The organism is Mesorhizobium sp. B1-1-7 (assembly GCF_006442705.1).
Taxonomy (GTDB): Bacteria; Pseudomonadota; Alphaproteobacteria; order Rhizobiales; family Rhizobiaceae; genus Mesorhizobium; species Mesorhizobium opportunistum.
The window spans coordinates 269,543-285,200 of record NZ_VFWQ01000005.1 but is presented as its reverse complement, the minus strand read 5'-3'; the positions used below and the strand labels follow the sequence as shown (position 1 = coordinate 285,200).

Annotated in this window: 14 protein-coding genes and 1 pseudogene; 7 read left to right on the top strand and 8 right to left on the bottom strand. The window is 59.3% G+C overall.

Annotated features, from left to right (window positions below; all coding sequences use genetic code 11):
• Nucleotides 1-420: 420 nt before the first annotated feature.
• Together FJ978_RS10710 and FJ978_RS10705 are read right to left on the bottom strand one after the other, a co-directional pair.
• Entirely contained in the window at nucleotides 421-1,035 is a 615-nt protein-coding gene (locus tag FJ978_RS10710; RefSeq protein ID WP_140572106.1) for a methyltransferase domain-containing protein, read from the bottom strand.
• Between the two features lie 355 nt (nucleotides 1,036-1,390).
• On the bottom strand, nucleotides 1,391-1,705 hold the full coding sequence (locus FJ978_RS10705; RefSeq protein ID WP_013894087.1) for a YMGG-like glycine zipper-containing protein: 315 nt from the start codon (nucleotides 1,703-1,705) through the stop codon (nucleotides 1,391-1,393).
• 238 nt (nucleotides 1,706-1,943) lie between these two features.
• Between FJ978_RS10705 and FJ978_RS10700 the strand changes: the two genes are divergently transcribed.
• Together FJ978_RS10700 and FJ978_RS10690 are read left to right on the top strand one after the other, a co-directional pair.
• Nucleotides 1,944-3,506 (top strand): recombinase family protein, encoded by a 1,563-nt coding sequence (locus FJ978_RS10700; protein WP_140572105.1) that lies wholly within the window; start codon nucleotides 1,944-1,946, stop codon nucleotides 3,504-3,506.
• A gap of 14 nt (nucleotides 3,507-3,520) precedes the next feature.
• Nucleotides 3,521-4,330, top strand: coding sequence for a plasmid partitioning protein RepB C-terminal domain-containing protein (locus FJ978_RS10690; protein WP_246678103.1), 810 nt, complete (start codon nucleotides 3,521-3,523; stop codon nucleotides 4,328-4,330).
• A gap of 161 nt (nucleotides 4,331-4,491) precedes the next feature.
• Here the strand turns inward: FJ978_RS10690 and FJ978_RS10685 are convergent, their stop codons facing one another.
• A complete protein-coding gene (locus FJ978_RS10685) occupies nucleotides 4,492-4,833 on the bottom strand; it encodes a hypothetical protein (protein WP_013894084.1) in 342 nt (113 codons plus the stop codon).
• Between the two features lie 664 nt (nucleotides 4,834-5,497).
• Between FJ978_RS10685 and FJ978_RS10680 the strand changes: the two genes are divergently transcribed.
• Entirely contained in the window at nucleotides 5,498-5,857 is a 360-nt protein-coding gene (locus tag FJ978_RS10680) for a hypothetical protein (protein WP_245265098.1), read from the top strand.
• A gap of 212 nt (nucleotides 5,858-6,069) precedes the next feature.
• On the opposite strand, the pseudogene FJ978_RS10675 reads toward FJ978_RS10680, so the two are convergent.
• Nucleotides 6,070-6,546 (bottom strand): annotated as a pseudogene (locus FJ978_RS10675) (metallophosphoesterase).
• 380 nt (nucleotides 6,547-6,926) lie between these two features.
• Here FJ978_RS10675 and FJ978_RS10670 point away from each other — a divergent pair.
• The 3 genes from FJ978_RS10670 (at nucleotide 6,927) to FJ978_RS10660 (ending at nucleotide 8,338) form a co-directional block, all read left to right on the top strand.
• Nucleotides 6,927-7,235, top strand: coding sequence for a hypothetical protein (locus tag FJ978_RS10670; protein WP_140572104.1), 309 nt, complete (start codon nucleotides 6,927-6,929; stop codon nucleotides 7,233-7,235).
• The gene (locus FJ978_RS32770) at nucleotides 7,232-7,501 is read left to right on the top strand and encodes a hypothetical protein (protein ID WP_013894080.1); all 270 of its coding nucleotides are present in this window, start codon (nucleotides 7,232-7,234) and stop codon (nucleotides 7,499-7,501) included. The genes FJ978_RS10670 and FJ978_RS32770 overlap by 4 nt, the downstream gene beginning before the upstream one ends.
• Nucleotides 7,502-8,077: 576 nt before the next feature.
• Complete coding sequence (locus FJ978_RS10660) at nucleotides 8,078-8,338, top strand: hypothetical protein (protein WP_013894079.1); 261 nt, start codon at nucleotides 8,078-8,080, stop codon at nucleotides 8,336-8,338.
• A 73-nt stretch (nucleotides 8,339-8,411) separates the two neighbouring features.
• Here the strand turns inward: FJ978_RS10660 and ligD are convergent, their stop codons facing one another.
• Nucleotides 8,412-10,178 carry a DNA ligase D gene (gene ligD, locus FJ978_RS10655; protein ID WP_013894078.1) on the bottom strand — a complete coding sequence of 589 codons (1,767 nt, stop codon included), beginning with the start codon at nucleotides 10,176-10,178 and terminating at the stop codon, nucleotides 8,412-8,414.
• 903 nt (nucleotides 10,179-11,081) lie between these two features.
• Here ligD and FJ978_RS10650 point away from each other — a divergent pair.
• Nucleotides 11,082-11,297 (top strand): hypothetical protein, encoded by a 216-nt coding sequence (locus FJ978_RS10650; RefSeq protein ID WP_245265097.1) that lies wholly within the window; start codon nucleotides 11,082-11,084, stop codon nucleotides 11,295-11,297.
• 190 nt (nucleotides 11,298-11,487) lie between these two features.
• On the opposite strand, the gene FJ978_RS10645 is transcribed toward FJ978_RS10650, so the two are convergent.
• From FJ978_RS10645 to FJ978_RS10635, 3 genes are all read right to left on the bottom strand, one after another.
• Nucleotides 11,488-13,701 carry an EAL domain-containing protein gene (locus FJ978_RS10645; RefSeq protein WP_013894076.1) on the bottom strand — a complete coding sequence of 738 codons (2,214 nt, stop codon included), beginning with the start codon at nucleotides 13,699-13,701 and terminating at the stop codon, nucleotides 11,488-11,490.
• A gap of 857 nt (nucleotides 13,702-14,558) precedes the next feature.
• The gene (locus FJ978_RS10640; RefSeq protein WP_013894075.1) at nucleotides 14,559-15,077 is read right to left on the bottom strand and encodes an RES family NAD+ phosphorylase; all 519 of its coding nucleotides are present in this window, start codon (nucleotides 15,075-15,077) and stop codon (nucleotides 14,559-14,561) included.
• Nucleotides 15,074-15,463, bottom strand: a complete 390-nt coding sequence (locus tag FJ978_RS10635; protein ID WP_013894074.1) for an MbcA/ParS/Xre antitoxin family protein — start codon at nucleotides 15,461-15,463, stop codon at nucleotides 15,074-15,076. The genes FJ978_RS10640 and FJ978_RS10635 overlap by 4 nt, the downstream gene beginning before the upstream one ends.
• Nucleotides 15,464-15,658: the final 195 nt, after the last annotated feature.

Sequence of the window (15,658 nt, the reverse complement as noted above, 5' to 3'; positions counted from 1 at the left end):
CTAAGGGAGGCGGACCACCTGTTGGCGAACCTGTCGGCACCCAATCTCCACCCGGTCTAGTACGGCAACTCGGGGTACTAAAACTCGGACACTCCCCCGCTGGCTCGTCGGCCCCTGACGACGGCTCCGAGCAAGCGCAAAGCGAGTAGGTTCGGGCGCCCCAGTCTCGCCAATGCCCTGCACGATCACGCCATGATGCCGGCTCGGCGAATCGGCCATGTGTAAACTGCGGCGGATCTGATTGTCCGCTTGGCCGGCGTCTTCCCAAAGGGCCCCAATCCGAGTGGGCGCCGGGCATTTTATTGCTTGATGTTATCGCCTGGCCTTAAATGTGACCTCCTCGACGTTCGCCTTGACATCGTCCTTGGACCGTCGTCTGCTCCAGCCGCCAGTCACGGCATCCCAAGCAGCTAGCTCCAACTAGGCCTTCTTGGCGAAGGCCCAAACCATCAGCGGGTATTCCTCGTCGTTGCTCAGATCCCGCCACAGGCCGTAGGCGCGAACCGGCCCACCGATATGGGCCCTGGCGCAGGCCTTGTTGCCCCAACCATGGACCTTGACATTGGCTTCGGGAAAGCCGCCCTCGACCATCAACTGTTTCAAGCCGGCAGGCGTCCATCTGCTATAGTCGTGCGGCCTGGCGTGGACCCTGAACAGGAAGGGCGTCGCCACCATCGCCCAGCCGCCGGGCCGGGTCATGTCATGGATATTGGCCATCGCCGCCAGCGGCCGCTGGACATGCTCCAGCACCTGGTCGGCGATGACGATGGAATATTTCTCGTCGGTGCGATTCCTGCAGATGTCGAAGTCGGGGAAATCGACCGATCTGTAGTTGGGGCACATCGCCCGCCAGTAGCGGTTCCAGCCGGGCGAGATCTCGATCACGTCGGAGGCTTTGCGGTTGCCGGCTTCGAGGAAGAGGGTGAACGCCTCGATCTGGCGGATGCGCAGCCAGTTTCGGGAATCGTAGCCGATGAGTCGTTTGACGGCGCGTTTGCTTTGGTTTTTCAAGGCGGCAAGGCTTGTCGTCGTCACATCGACCTCCTCCAAAGCCCGCCTCAAAAACAAGGTAGTCCAGGCAAGTGGGCAAAAGATGACAATGAGCCCACTTTCGCCACCGCTTAGGGGCGCCGATAGCGCGGACATGAAAAAGGCGGATCCGGGGACGGGATCCGCCTTGCATGTCGACCGGGCTTCGGGGGGAAGACAGGTGTCGGCAAGCGTCCGATAGCAATGTCAGCAGGCGTCTACTGGGCTTCGGATGCCTAGAGTGTGAGCGCGTTTAGCGGCCGACACAATTAGTCCGATGGACGTAGCCTGCCGTACCCATATCGCGGACGAGCGTCGGCCAAGGTCTATTGGGGCGTCAGTAGCCGGCGAACACCGCCCTTCAATAGTTGCCGTTGTAGTAACGGTCATCGCATGGTGCTGTGTAGATCCGCCCGTAACGGTCCTGGTAGCGGCACATCTCATCGCCGCGACGCTGCGGGGTGGTCGCGCTACCTACGACTGCACCCAGCAAGGCGCCGCTGGCCGCGCCGATGACCGTGCTTTTGGTGTTGCCGCCGATGGCCTGGCCGACGAGGGCGCCGCCGGCGCCGCCGATCAGGGCTCCGGTTCCAGCCCTCTGCTGGCCTTCGGTCTGCGCGCAGCCTGCGAGTACAGCGGTCATAAGCACCGCCAGAATGGCCTTCTTCATCATCATATCCAGAGCTCCTTTGTAGCCCCGGGACTGCACATGGGGCGATTTCGCTCAAGTGCGGTCGGATTGCGGCCGAACAGCGGCGTGCCGGCTCACGAAGTGAGTCAGGGTTTCCCGGCAGTTGAACGCCATGGTTTCCAAACAGAAAAGCCCGGCATTCGACGCAAACTGGACAGGAATTTTCAACCAAACCATAGCGCTGTGGTCGCTAACATGACCGATCGGCAGGACAGCGCGAGCGATGGACGAGGTTGCCAAAACCCCAAGAGTTCCTTCAGGCAAACGCATCGTTCGCGCCGCTCAGTACCTGCGCATGTCGAAAGAGCACCAGACCTACTCGATCGACAATCAGAAAGATGCCATCCGCAACTATGCCGAAATCATGGGCTACGACATCGTCGCCACTTACGAGGATGCCGGTCGCAGCGGTCTCAACTTAGGCGGTCGTCCCGGCCTCCAGCGGATGCTGGCCGATGTAGAAAGTGGGCGCGCCGAGTTCGAAACGGTCGTGATTTATGATGTCAGCCGCTGGGGACGTTTCCAGAACATCAATGAAAGCGCCGCCTACGAATACCGTTGCCAGATGGCCGGCGTGCGGATCGAATTTTGCGCCGAGCAATTCGCAAATGACGGCAGCGTCGGCTCCGATGTGCTTATGGCTATCAAACGCAGCATGGCTGCCGAGCACAGCCGCATGCTCTCTCAAAAGACGTTCATAGGCCAGGCGAGGCTGATCCGGCTGGGATTCCGTCAAGGTGGCAAGCCGGGGCTCGGCCTAAGACGCCAGTTGGTGGACCATTCAGGACGTCCCAAATTTATCCTCTGCCCGCACGAACAAAAGAGCCTGCACACCGACAGAATGATCTTGGTGCCCGGGCCGCCAGAAGAAATCGCGACGGTGCGCTGGATCTTCGGTCAGTTCGTCAAAACGCATAAGACAGAGCTTGAGATCGCAAGGCTGTTGAACAAGCGCGGCGTCGTCACAGACCTTGGGCGGCCATGGAAGCGGGAAACGGTGCGCGGAGTTCTGACCAATGAGAAATACATCGGCAACAATGTCTGGAACAGGCGCTCGCGCAAGCTTAAAGCAAAGGCAACGAACAATCCTCCTGAACACTGGGCTCGAGCGGACGGCGCATTCGAGCCCATCATCGACCGCAGGCTGTTCGAACGGGCGCAACTCATCCACCAGACGCTCTATTCGGGCATCAGGGTGAGCAACGAAGAGATACTGCTTGCGTTGAAGAAAGTTCTGGCGCGCCGAGGCTACTTGTCTGCCTCGGTCATTGACGATGCGCCTGATTGCCCCGCGGCTAGCCTGTATTTCCATCGCTTCGGAAGTCTTCTGAAGTGCTACGAATTGATCGGATATCGGTCGCCCAGGCAGTTCATTGCCTCGAAAAGGCGATTGGCGACGGTACGTATACAGGCGATAGAAGGCTTACTGGGCGCGATCGGAAGCGCTGGCGGACAGGCGGCCTATGACAAAGAGAACGAGATCCTGCGGATCAACGACGAGTTCACGGTTGCAATCGAAGTCCTACATTGCACCGCTTCCGACTACGGATATCCCTTCTGGTCCCTGAAAACCCGACGCCAGTCGGTGGCCGACATTTTCATCTTGGTCCGGATGCGCCCAGGTGACCTTGTCATTCGAGACTATCTGATTGCCCCTATTTCTAAAATCGTCGGCAAATCGGAATTGCGCGCTAACAATGGGGCTCAACTGGATACCTACCTTTTCCCCACGCTCACCCCAATTACCAGACTGGCAGCGCGAGCAAGTGTGGAGACCATATTGTGAGTTCGAAGTATCGTATGACCCGCATAGCCGCCTACAAAGCTTTCCAGGATAACGGCCACAGACACGCCCGGAATATTGCCACTGATCAACCGGGATCAAAGGTAAAGCTCTTTGGGCCAGAGCTTTTGGCAACCTATGAAGCTGAGTGCAGACGTAAGCGCCGTTTCATAAAAGAAACAGTGGAAGCAGAACAGCGCTTGGGGCGTATGGTCAAAGCGCTTCGCCTGATCATGAGCGACACGAAATTTCGCTCATTGCTGGTGTCCGAAAGCCTTGCCACCATGCCAAAACCCCTGGCCCAGCGGTTGCAAGGCCTGACGGTCGAATCTCAGACAGCCGCGCATGCCTGCGAGTCCCCTTCTGACAGCAGTGCCCAATCTGTCGGCGGGATTTGCCCCGACGTCCTCAATTTTCTTCAGGACTACCCTGTGAAGGTGAAAATCTTCGGCTTACTGCGGCATGTGCTCCCGGCCAGGCAATTGGAAATTGCCAAGTTGATGGTTGCCATGGAGCGGGTCACGTTCACGTACGAAAAGTTGCTTGTCGCCTTCACGCCGCGTGCGCTGCTGGCCGAGGGTTTCGATCCGACGACGGTTGCCAACGCGTCTAAAGATCAACTGGACGCGATGACGCCAGAACTTGACCGGCTAAGCCGTGAGTTTCTGAGCGCTGTGGAGCGACGTGGTTCGGTGAGCTTGGAACTGTTGGCTGCCGGCCGCTATCTCGATCGGCTGATGAATAACCCTCGGGCCGTGCGGTATCTGGCGCGCAATTTTTCCGGCCATTTTGAAGAGTTCCACAATTTGTCGGTGCCCTACAAATAGGTGGATCGAATGACATACCGGGCCGGCTTGGATAGCCCACGTCCGCGGCCATGCTGCTTGTGCCACTACCGGATTTTTGGCGCGACAGCACCACATGGCTCACTCTATTTTCTGATCAATCGCTTTCTCATCCAAAGATGAATGCCACCACCAGCCATAGCTTAGCCACGACGTTGACGCGGCGGCGCTGACAGTGGTCCCAGCCGAGGCCGGTCCGGCCGTGTTCCCAGCAGTGGTGTGGTTTCGTTCTCGCCGATTGCCGATGTACCGATGACAGGGATTAAGGACGGCCCTCCCGTCTTATCCCGGCGCTTTTTCAGCGCATCGATTTCGTCGTCACGACGGGCGATGCGGCTTTCCAGATTGGCGATGCGCTCGGTTAGAAAATAGCGACCCACGACGAACCCTCCACTCCCGAAAAGAAACGCGAACGTCGCGAAGGCAATAGGATTGGCAATGATCAACGTCGCATTGTCCTGGAAGAACCTGATCAAATCATGCATTCTCAAACCCGCTCAATCCCTTGGCATCCTCTGGATTTCCACCGGACCGACGGTCCCTTCTCTGCTCCTCGCCGGTGGTCGACACCAGAGGTGCTGCTCGCGTCAGACTCGCGAAAAACGTTCGAAATCGCACCACACGACAAGCCAAGCTCGCGTTCCAGTTCTGTCTTCCTCGCGACCCGGGTGCAGCGTCTAGTGCGCTGCCGGGCTGCGGATGCCAATTCCGACAGAGCTCAGCCCGCCGCCCCGTTTAGGGGCTTTGCCATGGACGCTCTCTGGCTTCATGCTGTCACAAATAAGGAATATATTCCTGCCCCGTCAAGACCGCAGCGGCCTATCGTTCTTTTTTTGCTCCGAATGGGAGCGGTACAGACTGCGGGATTTGGGCAGCCCCGGGGAGCCGCTTCGAATTGAGACCGTGAACGCGCATGCCGCCGTCTATCTTCCGATCCCTCTACACGCCCGCTTCGGCCTGAGTTTTTGCCTGCACCGTTGCTTCATCGTGATCCTGGAGATCGTCTACGAACCACTCGTCAGGCCATCGCGGTGATTGGCGGCGTGCGCAGTGCGTCCTGTGAACAACGGCAGATATCCACGAAATGTTGGCTAGGCCAATCGCACAGAACAGCGCACTGTCGCTAACATGGTGGCTGGACATGTTGAAATGGTTCTGTTCGAGCAATCGATGGCCAATGCGGATGGCATTCAGCAGCCGTTTTCCGACAGGGTGATCGACGCTGCGGAGAAAACTGCTGGCGCGGTGCTGTTCGATGTGCGTGTCGACGGTGACGCCAACATTTATAGAATGGCCGCCATCGGATACGGTGACGCAGATACGGCGATAGTCGTGCTCGAGAAGAGTGGCCAATTAAGGTGCGCCTCAGTGAATGGTGCCGCGTCGCCTTTCGTCGCGGCGCTCGCTGCATGGGAGGCTTCCCCATTGAGCGAACACGTGCGAGCTGACTACCATGGCACAGCACTGATCTTGCTGGCAAAGCTTCGCGCGGCTGGTCACCTCAAATGATCAGAACTACGCCATCACTCTGGTAGCATTCTGTCGGCACCATCCGAATCCAATCTTGCAAGTTCGCGGGTCAAACAGGTCAACCGCTTGTATTTGTCCAAGCCGTACACGATCGACGAATTGGCGGAGAAGATCCGGAAGGTGCTGGATAGAAAGTGAAAGGGCAACGGCCGCCGGTGCTCGCTCACCAAACCCTCTCCGCTTCAGCCGCGTCACCGCAGCCCGCGCCTGCCGCGCAATGTGTGCAGCGAAACGGGCCGGAAATCCCAGCTGTCGACACCGACATCATATTGGCGCGTCAACGGCTTCAATTTGCCGTGCGAATGTCCGTGCAGGTTTATCGATTTCTTGCCCATCCGGTTCCACGTCTGGAACGGATAATGGCACAACACGATAAGCTGAGCCTCCTGCACCAGCTCCCTATAGTGCTGGACGATGTGCCACCCGCATCATTGTTGCCGACGATGAGGTTCTTGCGGCCGTTCAGGTGTGCCAGCAGGGCTTCGACGTTCGATTTGCCTAGCCGCGCGAAGTCGCCCAGATGCCAGATTTCATCCTCGGGGCCGACGGTCTCGTTCCACCGGGCAATCAGCTGCATCATGCTCGGCCAGCGATCCGAACGGCCGGCGATCGATCCTGAGAATGCGGGGATCATTGAAATGCGTGTCGGTTTGGGGGGCGACATGCACTAGCGGGGGAGATCCCGACGGTCGCGCGCTTTTTGTGGCTACTCGCAGGTGCGTGCCAACAGTCCTAAATCGTTCCCCTGTACTGGGTTGCCTCAATCCATAGTAAGAGTGCAACAGCTGGCGACCGCCCCTTAACTTCCAAATCCCGACCTCGATAGCCCCCAGCCACGATCCATACCGTCTTTGAACGCTGATATATTTTAATGCCCCGTGCACTCGCCCAAGCGCACAGGTATGCAAAGTCTCGCTTCATGATTTCCCCACACGCGCAAAAATCTGAACGGTCATAACTGCGAAGGTGGAGGTATGTTCCACGACGGGCGATCACATTTTAGCATCTGCTTACGAAACAAACTCGCCTGCTCCGAGTTTGAATCGGCATGGCTAAGGGCAGCATCAGCATAGGCGATGAGGTGGCAATCGTGGCGACAGTCCGGCGGCGCGTCACCGCAGACCGCGTAAGCGTCTCGATCCCCTCTTATGGCTTCCCGCATTCCATCATCGACCGGACTTCCCAAGTGCAGCAGGGCCAGCCGATCGAGCTTATCGGCAGCGTCACTCACATCGATGGGGATCTGGTGACGGTGAACTTTGGCGTGCCTATCACAGTCAAGCTGGACACCCTGCGCCTGGTGAATGCCTACAAGCCGCCGACGCGGCAGACGCCGCTGGTGGACAAACCGGCATGACGAAGCTTTCAAAGCTTGGCCCGCCTATCCCCGGCAAGTTGCACGGCGGCGAAGACTCCCGGAAGAGCGGCATTTCTATCCGTGCCCCAATTTTGGGCAAGAGGTGGACCAGCGGGATTTGCGCCAATGCCGCCACATACGAATACATCTTGGCCGAACCAGGCGACCCGACTCATTCCTCCGAATTCATGCTCTCCGAACTTGGTCCGCCTATTCCCGGCAACAGGCGCGAAGGCGATCCGGCTGACGAACAGGAGGATTTCTAACCCTGCAAGTTTCCCGTCAGCAAGTCGACATCGGGAGCTGTACCAGGTCCTCATACGAGCAGCCAGGCTACAGGCCGTTTCGGATTGGCAGCGGCAGACGACAACTAGGCCGGCGATGCATTTCCGGGGATTTCCGACGGCGGGACGAGCATCCCCGGCCCCCGACTTCGCCGCGTCGCAAAAGCTAGGACAGCAAAGAACCCGCAGACCGGAGCCAGCGGGTGTACGCTCAGGCGATAGGACGCTCCCAGCCGGGCACGTGTTTGCGGCCCTTTTTGGGGCCCGGAGCGGAACGAAAGGGCCAAGTGACGATTTTCTAATGGAAGGCTGATGATCGAGGACGCCGAGGAATGGTTGAACTTTTGAACCTGGAAATGGCGGTCGCCAGGCAACACGCTAGGCGCGGCGAACTCTCCCTCGATCGGCCACAGACAATGAACAACGACAACCACGGGCTTGCGATCAGTCTTGCGCTGTGCAGCCGCATGCGAGCCGGGCAGGCGCGAGCAAAAGCGGCCCGTCGGCGGTTACTCAAAATAGCGCACCCGACAAGCACGCCTTGAGGAGCCAAAACCCATGATGTTGTTCGAACCACTCAATTGGGATGGTCACAAGCGAAGCGAGGTCTACCACGCCGCGCGGTTGTCGATGCTCCATGATCGCGTCCTGAAGCGCATGGATCGACTCGACCACTTGGCCGATGAAGTTGAGCGAGCGGCAGCCATTCTGGTCGACCTCACCCACGCCTCTGCTGCCGAGGCTTTTCAGGACGCGGTTTTCAGGAATCCGTCGGCAGCCTTCCTTCAGCTTGAAGCAGGTCAAACACTAGGGCTCTGATCGGTGAGGCAGGGCGCCACCCCGCCTCACGCTTTTGCCACTGGGAAGATTGCGCCTGTGGCCAAAGTTTGGGTTATGCCGCCCTTCGGCTATCGGGCCTGAAGGGGTTGGCGAGTGTGAAGGCGTCTGGCCTGACACCTCGTTCAACCTGTCTCCATGTGACAGGATGGGAAATGGGGAAGCCCGGCCGCGCTCGCGGAGAAAAAGCCCCGACGGCGGTGTTGCCCCGGCCGTTGCGCAGACAGTCAAGGAAGATGCGGCTCTTTCGGGCCGCCGGGTCGGCTGACAGCAGGTATCGGTCGGGTTCGGCATCGATGAGGCATTGAGCCAGCGATCTGGCCAGTTGCCGGACCTCGTCGTGGGTCATCCTGGAGCCGAGCGGCGTCATCAGGTGGATGCCTTTGCCGCCGGTCACCTTCGGCCAACTCTCCAAGCCAGCCGCTTCCAAGATACGGCGCAGCGACAGCGCGGCCTCAACCAGCGCTTGCCACGGAACGCCTTCACCGGGATCGAGGTCGAGGACGAGCCGGTCAGCATGTTCGATATCGTCAATGGTGGCGTTCCAAGGATGCAGCTCGACGGCGTCCATTTCGACTAAGCCAAGCAGACCGTCCAGATCGTCAATCCACACTCGGACACCTTCGCCACCTTCGCGCTTTTGGACCCGAAGCTGGTGCACCGAAGCCGGTATCGGAGGCAATTGCCCCTTGTGATAGAAGGTGGCGCCGAAGGCGTGGCGGACCAGCTTCAGCGGCCGGCGGCTCAGATGAACCAAAGCCTGATCGGCCACCCGCTCCCAATAGCGCGCGAGCTCTTCCTTGGACGGCGCGATAGCATCGGGCAGAAGCTGCAGAATGTTTTCGCGAGGGACGCCATGCAGGGCTTCCGAGCGCTTGGAGGGAGACGGCGGCTTGGCCGGGATCGCCTGCAGATCTTCCCGCAGCCCCTTGAACACGGCCTCCCGCAAGATGCCGCGATCCGTGACACCGCTGAATTGCACCTCCGCCAGCACGTCGGGCCTGACCCAGGTCGCCTTCGGCTTCTCAACCGGTTCGGACAAGGGGGATTTGCCGACGACCAGCGGATCTAGCCGTTCCCTGACCCTCCGTGCTGCGTCCAGCGTATAACCGCTCTGAGCTTTCCCGGCATAAAGCAGCCGGTCGCCTTTCCACCTGCCGATATACAGCGAGGCGATACGGCGGGGGTGAGCACCAAGCTTCTCGACAAAGGCGACAATCGGGAACGTGTCGCTCTTGATGCATTTCACCTTGAGCCAGCTCGTCTGGATGCCGGAGCGGTACGGCGAATCGGCTCGCTTGGATACGATGCCTTCCAGGCCCATCCGGCACGCGTGGTCGAACACGTCGCGACCGCATGCCTCTAGGTGCTCGGCATAGGTCAGCGTCGGCGCCGTGTCCCTCAGCACCTTCTGGAGGGCGGCCTTGCGTGCAATCAGCGGTTCTCGCCGAAGATCGCGTCCGTTGAGGTGCAGAAGGTCGAATGCAAAGAACATAAGCTTATGCGAGTTCGCATTCCCCAGTTCCCGCTCAAGAGCTTGAAAATCCGGCAGGCCGGTGCTGCCCAGAACAACGGCTTCGCCATCGAGGATCGCGGATTCGACGGGCAGCTGCGCCGCCGCCTGAACAATCCGCTTGTAGCGGTGCGACCAGTCGTAGCCCCGGCGGGTAAATGCGCGTGCCTGCCTGCCCTCGACGACAAGCTCCGTCCGGTAGCCGTCATATTTGATTTCATGCAGCCAGTCGGCCTCCTCGGGCGTGTTTAGAACCAGCGTTGGCGATTGGAACGCGATGAAAGCGAGTTGGCCTTCCGGTTTACGCATGCACTTGCGACTCCCTGACCGGAGTCAAATCGGATAGCAGCAATCGGTTCCTGGAGTTTTAGTAAAAATGAATATGACCTGCTCGGGCGACCAGCATGCCCACCCAAGCCGGCCAGTGCTCGTATGCATTCCAGCGAACTATTCACCCTGTCAGGCCGATCCCCGCCCGGGCAAGTTCGTCTCCTCCTTCACCTGTCGTCCCAAATCTCTGCGGAGGCGTTCGGTTTCGTCGGAGCCGTCCTTGACGTCTGTCCGTTCGAGTTCGCGGTCGATTGTTTCGCGCGACCCTCCACGGGATCCTGTTCTGGAGATCCGTCAGGAGCGTTGTCGACCTTGCCTTTGTTGCCCGGCCCGCTTGGGTAGGAAGATCTCGACATATTCAGTTCCTTTCCGTCTGTCCGCAAAGCCCGAGTACCAGCTCTCAGTGCTTGCCTATCAAACCAGACCGCCAGTGCATTGTTCCATGTCCGGCACCGCCCTGGTGCACTGTCCCGCCTGCGAAGAATGCGACGAACCGGGAGAGTCATCACGCCGCTAGGCCGAGGCTAAAGTGAGCTCCAATACAAGAGGGCTGTTGCCGCCCCGGGCCGTGCTTAGACCGCTTTGCTTCGGGCCGCCCGTCGCCGGCCATCGTCGGGGCTGATGGCGCAAGTCTCATCTGACGTGAGGCGCAAACTTTGGCGATAGCCATCTCGTTAACCAGGTCCATCGACAGGCCAGGCGGCCTCGGACCGACTTGGCAAGAATGCCGACTGGTCGGCGTGCACGATGTTCGCGGCCCGGCAAAGGCCAGATGCCAGGCAAATTCCGCCGCCACACGCGGCCAGGGAACATTTCCTCTTGCTTGACGTTTTGCGCCACCCTCGTACAGCAAGTATGGCCATGCATAGTCGCAAACCGGTGATGGCCGCGCTCGTCAAAGAGATCGACGCGGTCCGCCTCAGCATCTCGCTGCTTCAAATCGATCAATGCAGAGACGCACGACCCGGGAGAAGCGCATGGCGTTCCGGCTATGAGCTGAACGCCCAAAAGGCCCGCCTGGCTCGCCTGGAGACGGTGCTCGCGAGCTATCCGTCGGCACCGGCAGCCCGGAGATTGGAACATCAACAGAGTGAGTGACAAGCAACGCGGCAAAGTTTTTATGGAAAACGGCATGGCAGGCAGGCGCAACCACAAAGTGGAGGTTCTGGGCGACGGGTGCTCAGCTCCTCTCGGCCAGGAAATGTGCTGGCCGATTTTGACCGAGTGCCAGAACCGCATCGCCTGCCACAAGCCCGTTAAGGGTCACCCGAACCCGCATTCGGCGGCCTCAGGCGGAAGCGCGCCTTGTTGCGCCCGTTGTGAGATTCTCGATCTCTTGCTTGGGCACGGGCCTGGACAGCAAGAATCCCTGTAGCTGGTCACAGCCGAGTTTGCGCAGAAAATTGCGTTGGCTGTCCGTCTCCACACCTTCCGCCGTGGTGCTGAGGCCAGTGGCGCGGGCCAGGTCAATTATCGCCTGAACAATAGCCTCGTCTCCATTTGAGTGACCAAAGCCCTGCACAAAGCTTCGGTCGATCTTGATCCGGTCGACTTCCAGGGTCTGCAGGCGTCCAAGTGAGGAGAACCCCGTCCCAAAATCATCAAGAGCAAAGCGTACGCCGATGCTGCGCAATGCTTCGACGTTCTGCTGGCATTCAGTCCGGTGCTGAGACAGCGTGCTTTCGGTGACCTCGAGTTCAAGCCGTCGAGGGTCCATCTGGGTCTCCAGCAGGATGCTCGTGACCTTCATGGCAAAGCTCGGATTGTTCAATTGCAAAGCCGAGACGTTCACCGCCAATGTCTCGATTGGCCAGTGTACCGCATCCAGACACGCCTGACGGAGAACCAGTTCGCCCAATTGTTCAACCAGTCCCATTTCTTCGGCCAACGGTACGAACAAGTCGGGCGCAACCCAACCACGCTCCACATGCGACCAGCGGGCAAGCGCTTCAACACCTGCCATCCGGTTTGTGTCTGCGGTGTATAGCGGCTGGTAGTAGACCTGAATCTGGCCGGGCGCTTGCAAAGCACTGCGCAGGTCCTGTTCGAGACCCTTGCGCATTGCCAGGGTTTGGTCCATCTCGGTTGCGAAGAATGCATAGCTGCTGCGGCCCCGAGCCTTGGCGTGATACAGTGCGACGTCGGCTTTACGCACCAACTCTACCCACTCCAATCCGTCCCTTGGAGCAAACGCTGCGCCAACACTCACCCCCACAAAGACCTGAGCTCCGGCGACCTGGAATGGCCGGCGCGCGGACTCGAGCAAATGTTCGCATAACGTCCTGACCTCATCTTCGCCTGCGACCGAACGCTTGATGATGATGAATTCGTCGCCACCCAGGCGCGCGACCGTGTCTGCCTCGGTGGTTAGCCGCCTCAACCGGTCTGCAAACTCCCTAAGCAGCTCATCGCCGGCCGGGTGACCGAAGGTATCATTTACCTGCTTGAACCTGTCCAGGTCGAGGTAAAGAACTGCCAGTTGCTCGCCCGTCGAAGGCAGCCGCGACAGCGCGTCGGCCAAACGGTCGTTGAATTGCCCGCGATTGGGCAGCGCGGTAAGCAGATCGTTGTGGGCGAGTTGAAAGATTCGATCTTCCGATTCAATTAGCTTCAAAGTTCGCCTGCGCAACGCTCTGAGAGCCACAATGACGCCGCCCAGAACCAGCCCGCACAAGACGACCAGAATTGGAACCAGTTGAAAGAGAACGAAGGTCCCGGGCCGGTATGGCTGCCAGACGAAGAAGCCGATGGTCGAGCCAGATCGGTCGACGAGGGGATAAGATGCCTCTGCCGAGGCGAGCTTGTTGAGCCAGGAGAAACGCGCGCCCTCGAGCAGATAATCCTGGCGCAGCAAGGTAAGCAGACTGCCATCGAGATATCGAATTGCGACGTGCAGGAACTCCTCCCCTGGTATTTGCGCGATGTGGCCACTGTCGGAAACGACCGGCTTTACACTCACAATGGCGGGGTGGCCCGAGATGACGGCCATGTCGGAGGCACCTACCGTGAGCACCTGCTCCGTCACTCCATCGGTGTCCTCACGTTTCAATCTTGCCCTAAGATTGAGGACAAGAGGCGCTGTCATCGGGCTTGCGGAACGGTAGCTGGAGGAAGCGACAATAGAGCCGTCGACGAATGCGTAGACTGGCGCGTCATTGGCGTCGAGAATGTAGACCTGGTCGTGGCCAAAGTAAGTGTGCATCCAGCTGCCGAGATTGGTGTCGATCCATTTTGCGTCGCGGCTCCGCAGCGCGTTGACCGCATCGTCCCAAACCGTGACGCTCTCCTGGTCATGCGCTACTCCGCTCTCCAGGTTGGATACGATCAGCGCAACCAGGCTTTTTTGCCGCGACACGGCAACACGGTCAGTCTGGATAGCCGACCACAGCAAAAGTCCCGCGGTGACGATCGCAACTATCAGCGTCACCACGGTGATGGGCAAAGCCGTTCTCAAGAGGAAGAGACGGCGGGTTGGTTCGCCAAAATGCCGTAGCGGTTTCATGAACCTGCTGTACGCCAGGAAAACTTCTGGACCGTTAAAGGCGCCCGCTGCCAAGGACGGCGGGCAATGAGCAACTGTGCCGTTAAACTCGATGATAGGTGACCTGCCCAGGTGATGGCACCGCGCGAAGAGATCGAGCCAGGAAGGGCACTAAACGTGCCCAGCAAGCCAAGCGGTATTGCCCTCCAATACTCCGACCTCTGCTGCTGCCCCGAGCGTTTCAGGAAATTGGCAACCTACATCCTACACGCGAATATGACGGGCGGGCGCCACTGTCACTTCGATCAGCGATGGGTTGATTAAGCGCGGGAACATTGGTGGGCCAGCGAGGTTCTTGGCGTCAAAGGAGCACCAGCCAGCCGGGACCCGTGACAGGACACGGTGGAATATCCGGGCTCGCAACAGGGGTTTCCGATAGGGCAGCTTATGAAATCAGTACCGCGCCAAGCAGCACTCCTCTTCGACACAATCGCGACCTGATCGAGGAGACCAGCAGTGATGAAGACGCTGCAGCGGAACGCAAGAAAGCTGGAGGGGTGATTGCAAACCAAATCGAGCCCCACCGCTTTCGGGGCTCTCACTGCACAAGCACCGCTCGACTCAGTGGCAGAACCCGCCCTGGTTGTGGGTCGTTGCCGCCGTTGCAGCGCGCATCGCTGAGAGTCTGCTACCGCGCTCGCCCGCAGCGCCTTAGCTCCCTACCTGTCCTGGCTGCTTTCATCCCGGGAGTGGAAGATCTGAGGTACCCGAGATTTGACTTGGCGAGGCACAGACGCGATTGCTTTTGTGTCAACCTCACCAAACTATCAGACCTGTAGGGCGAAAGCCCCCCTGCCGTCCGGATGAGCGAGAGTGCGTTACCGCCAGGATAGTTGGTCCTTGGGCAACCGACCGCTCGGGTCGAATACAGCTACCTTGTGCGGCAGATCCGGACCCCAGTCCCAAAGTACCAGGTTGCGACCCTCCATCTCGGCGCTCGGCGCGAAACTTGGGACAACGATGCCGGCAATATTTCGAGGCCGCAGCCGGTCGTAGACGGACCAGGACGCCGGGCGCTCCCCGTCGCTAAGCGCCGTCGCCCAGGCGCAGCCCATGTCTTCGAGCGCGACAGAAAATTCTCCCCTCGTCTCTTTCGTTGTCAGATCCGCGATGTCGCCGCAGTCGACCTCATACGAACACAGCACGCAGGGGTCGATCCGCTGCGCGAAGCCCTGGTTGGCTTCCTTGATCGCTGTCATCAAGGTTAACGCCAGATAGAGCGCCGGCACACCTTTGGGGTTGAATCGTGCCCCCCTGATCGCTGCTCCTGCACCGGAAGTGGGCTTAAATGCCCAACGTGGATCGTGCGCCCGATAGCAGGTTCCGACGAACTTCACGCAAAGCCACCAACGGCCATGTGATCGAGATAATCACGGACCGCAACGGCCTTGCCGTCCTTCACCAGCGCCTCAGCCGTGCGTCCGCCGAATGCTGGAAGCGGCTGAGCGCGATACCAGGCCATCGCCTGCTCCTTGCCGCCCGCCCAATCCGTCACGCGACTGATAATCTCGAGCATCTCCCGCAGACGCCCCTGTGTTTTTACCGCAGCGCTGCGCTCCGGCCGATACAGGGTCTCGCGAGCAAGACCAGCGGTTTGGGCCAACTGGCTCTTGGACATGCCAAACCCATCCGCCACCTGTCCGATCGCAATTTTCCCGTTCCGGTCCATATAGGACAAGATGAGAGGTCCGTTCCGTTGGGGGATCTTGAGTGCCTTGGCCACAGAATTCATCCTACCCATAGTGAGAGCCAGATTTCTTGTGCAAAGGATATGGCAGTCCTCCACGGCTTTCAAGCCCAGGTCTGAGCCAATTCAAGCCCACAGTCTCGCCCTTCAGCAGAGTGCAGGCAGCAGAAAGCTTGCCAGTGCATCGCATCCCGCCTCATTAAAACGCGCTGCTCGTGCGACGCAATTTAC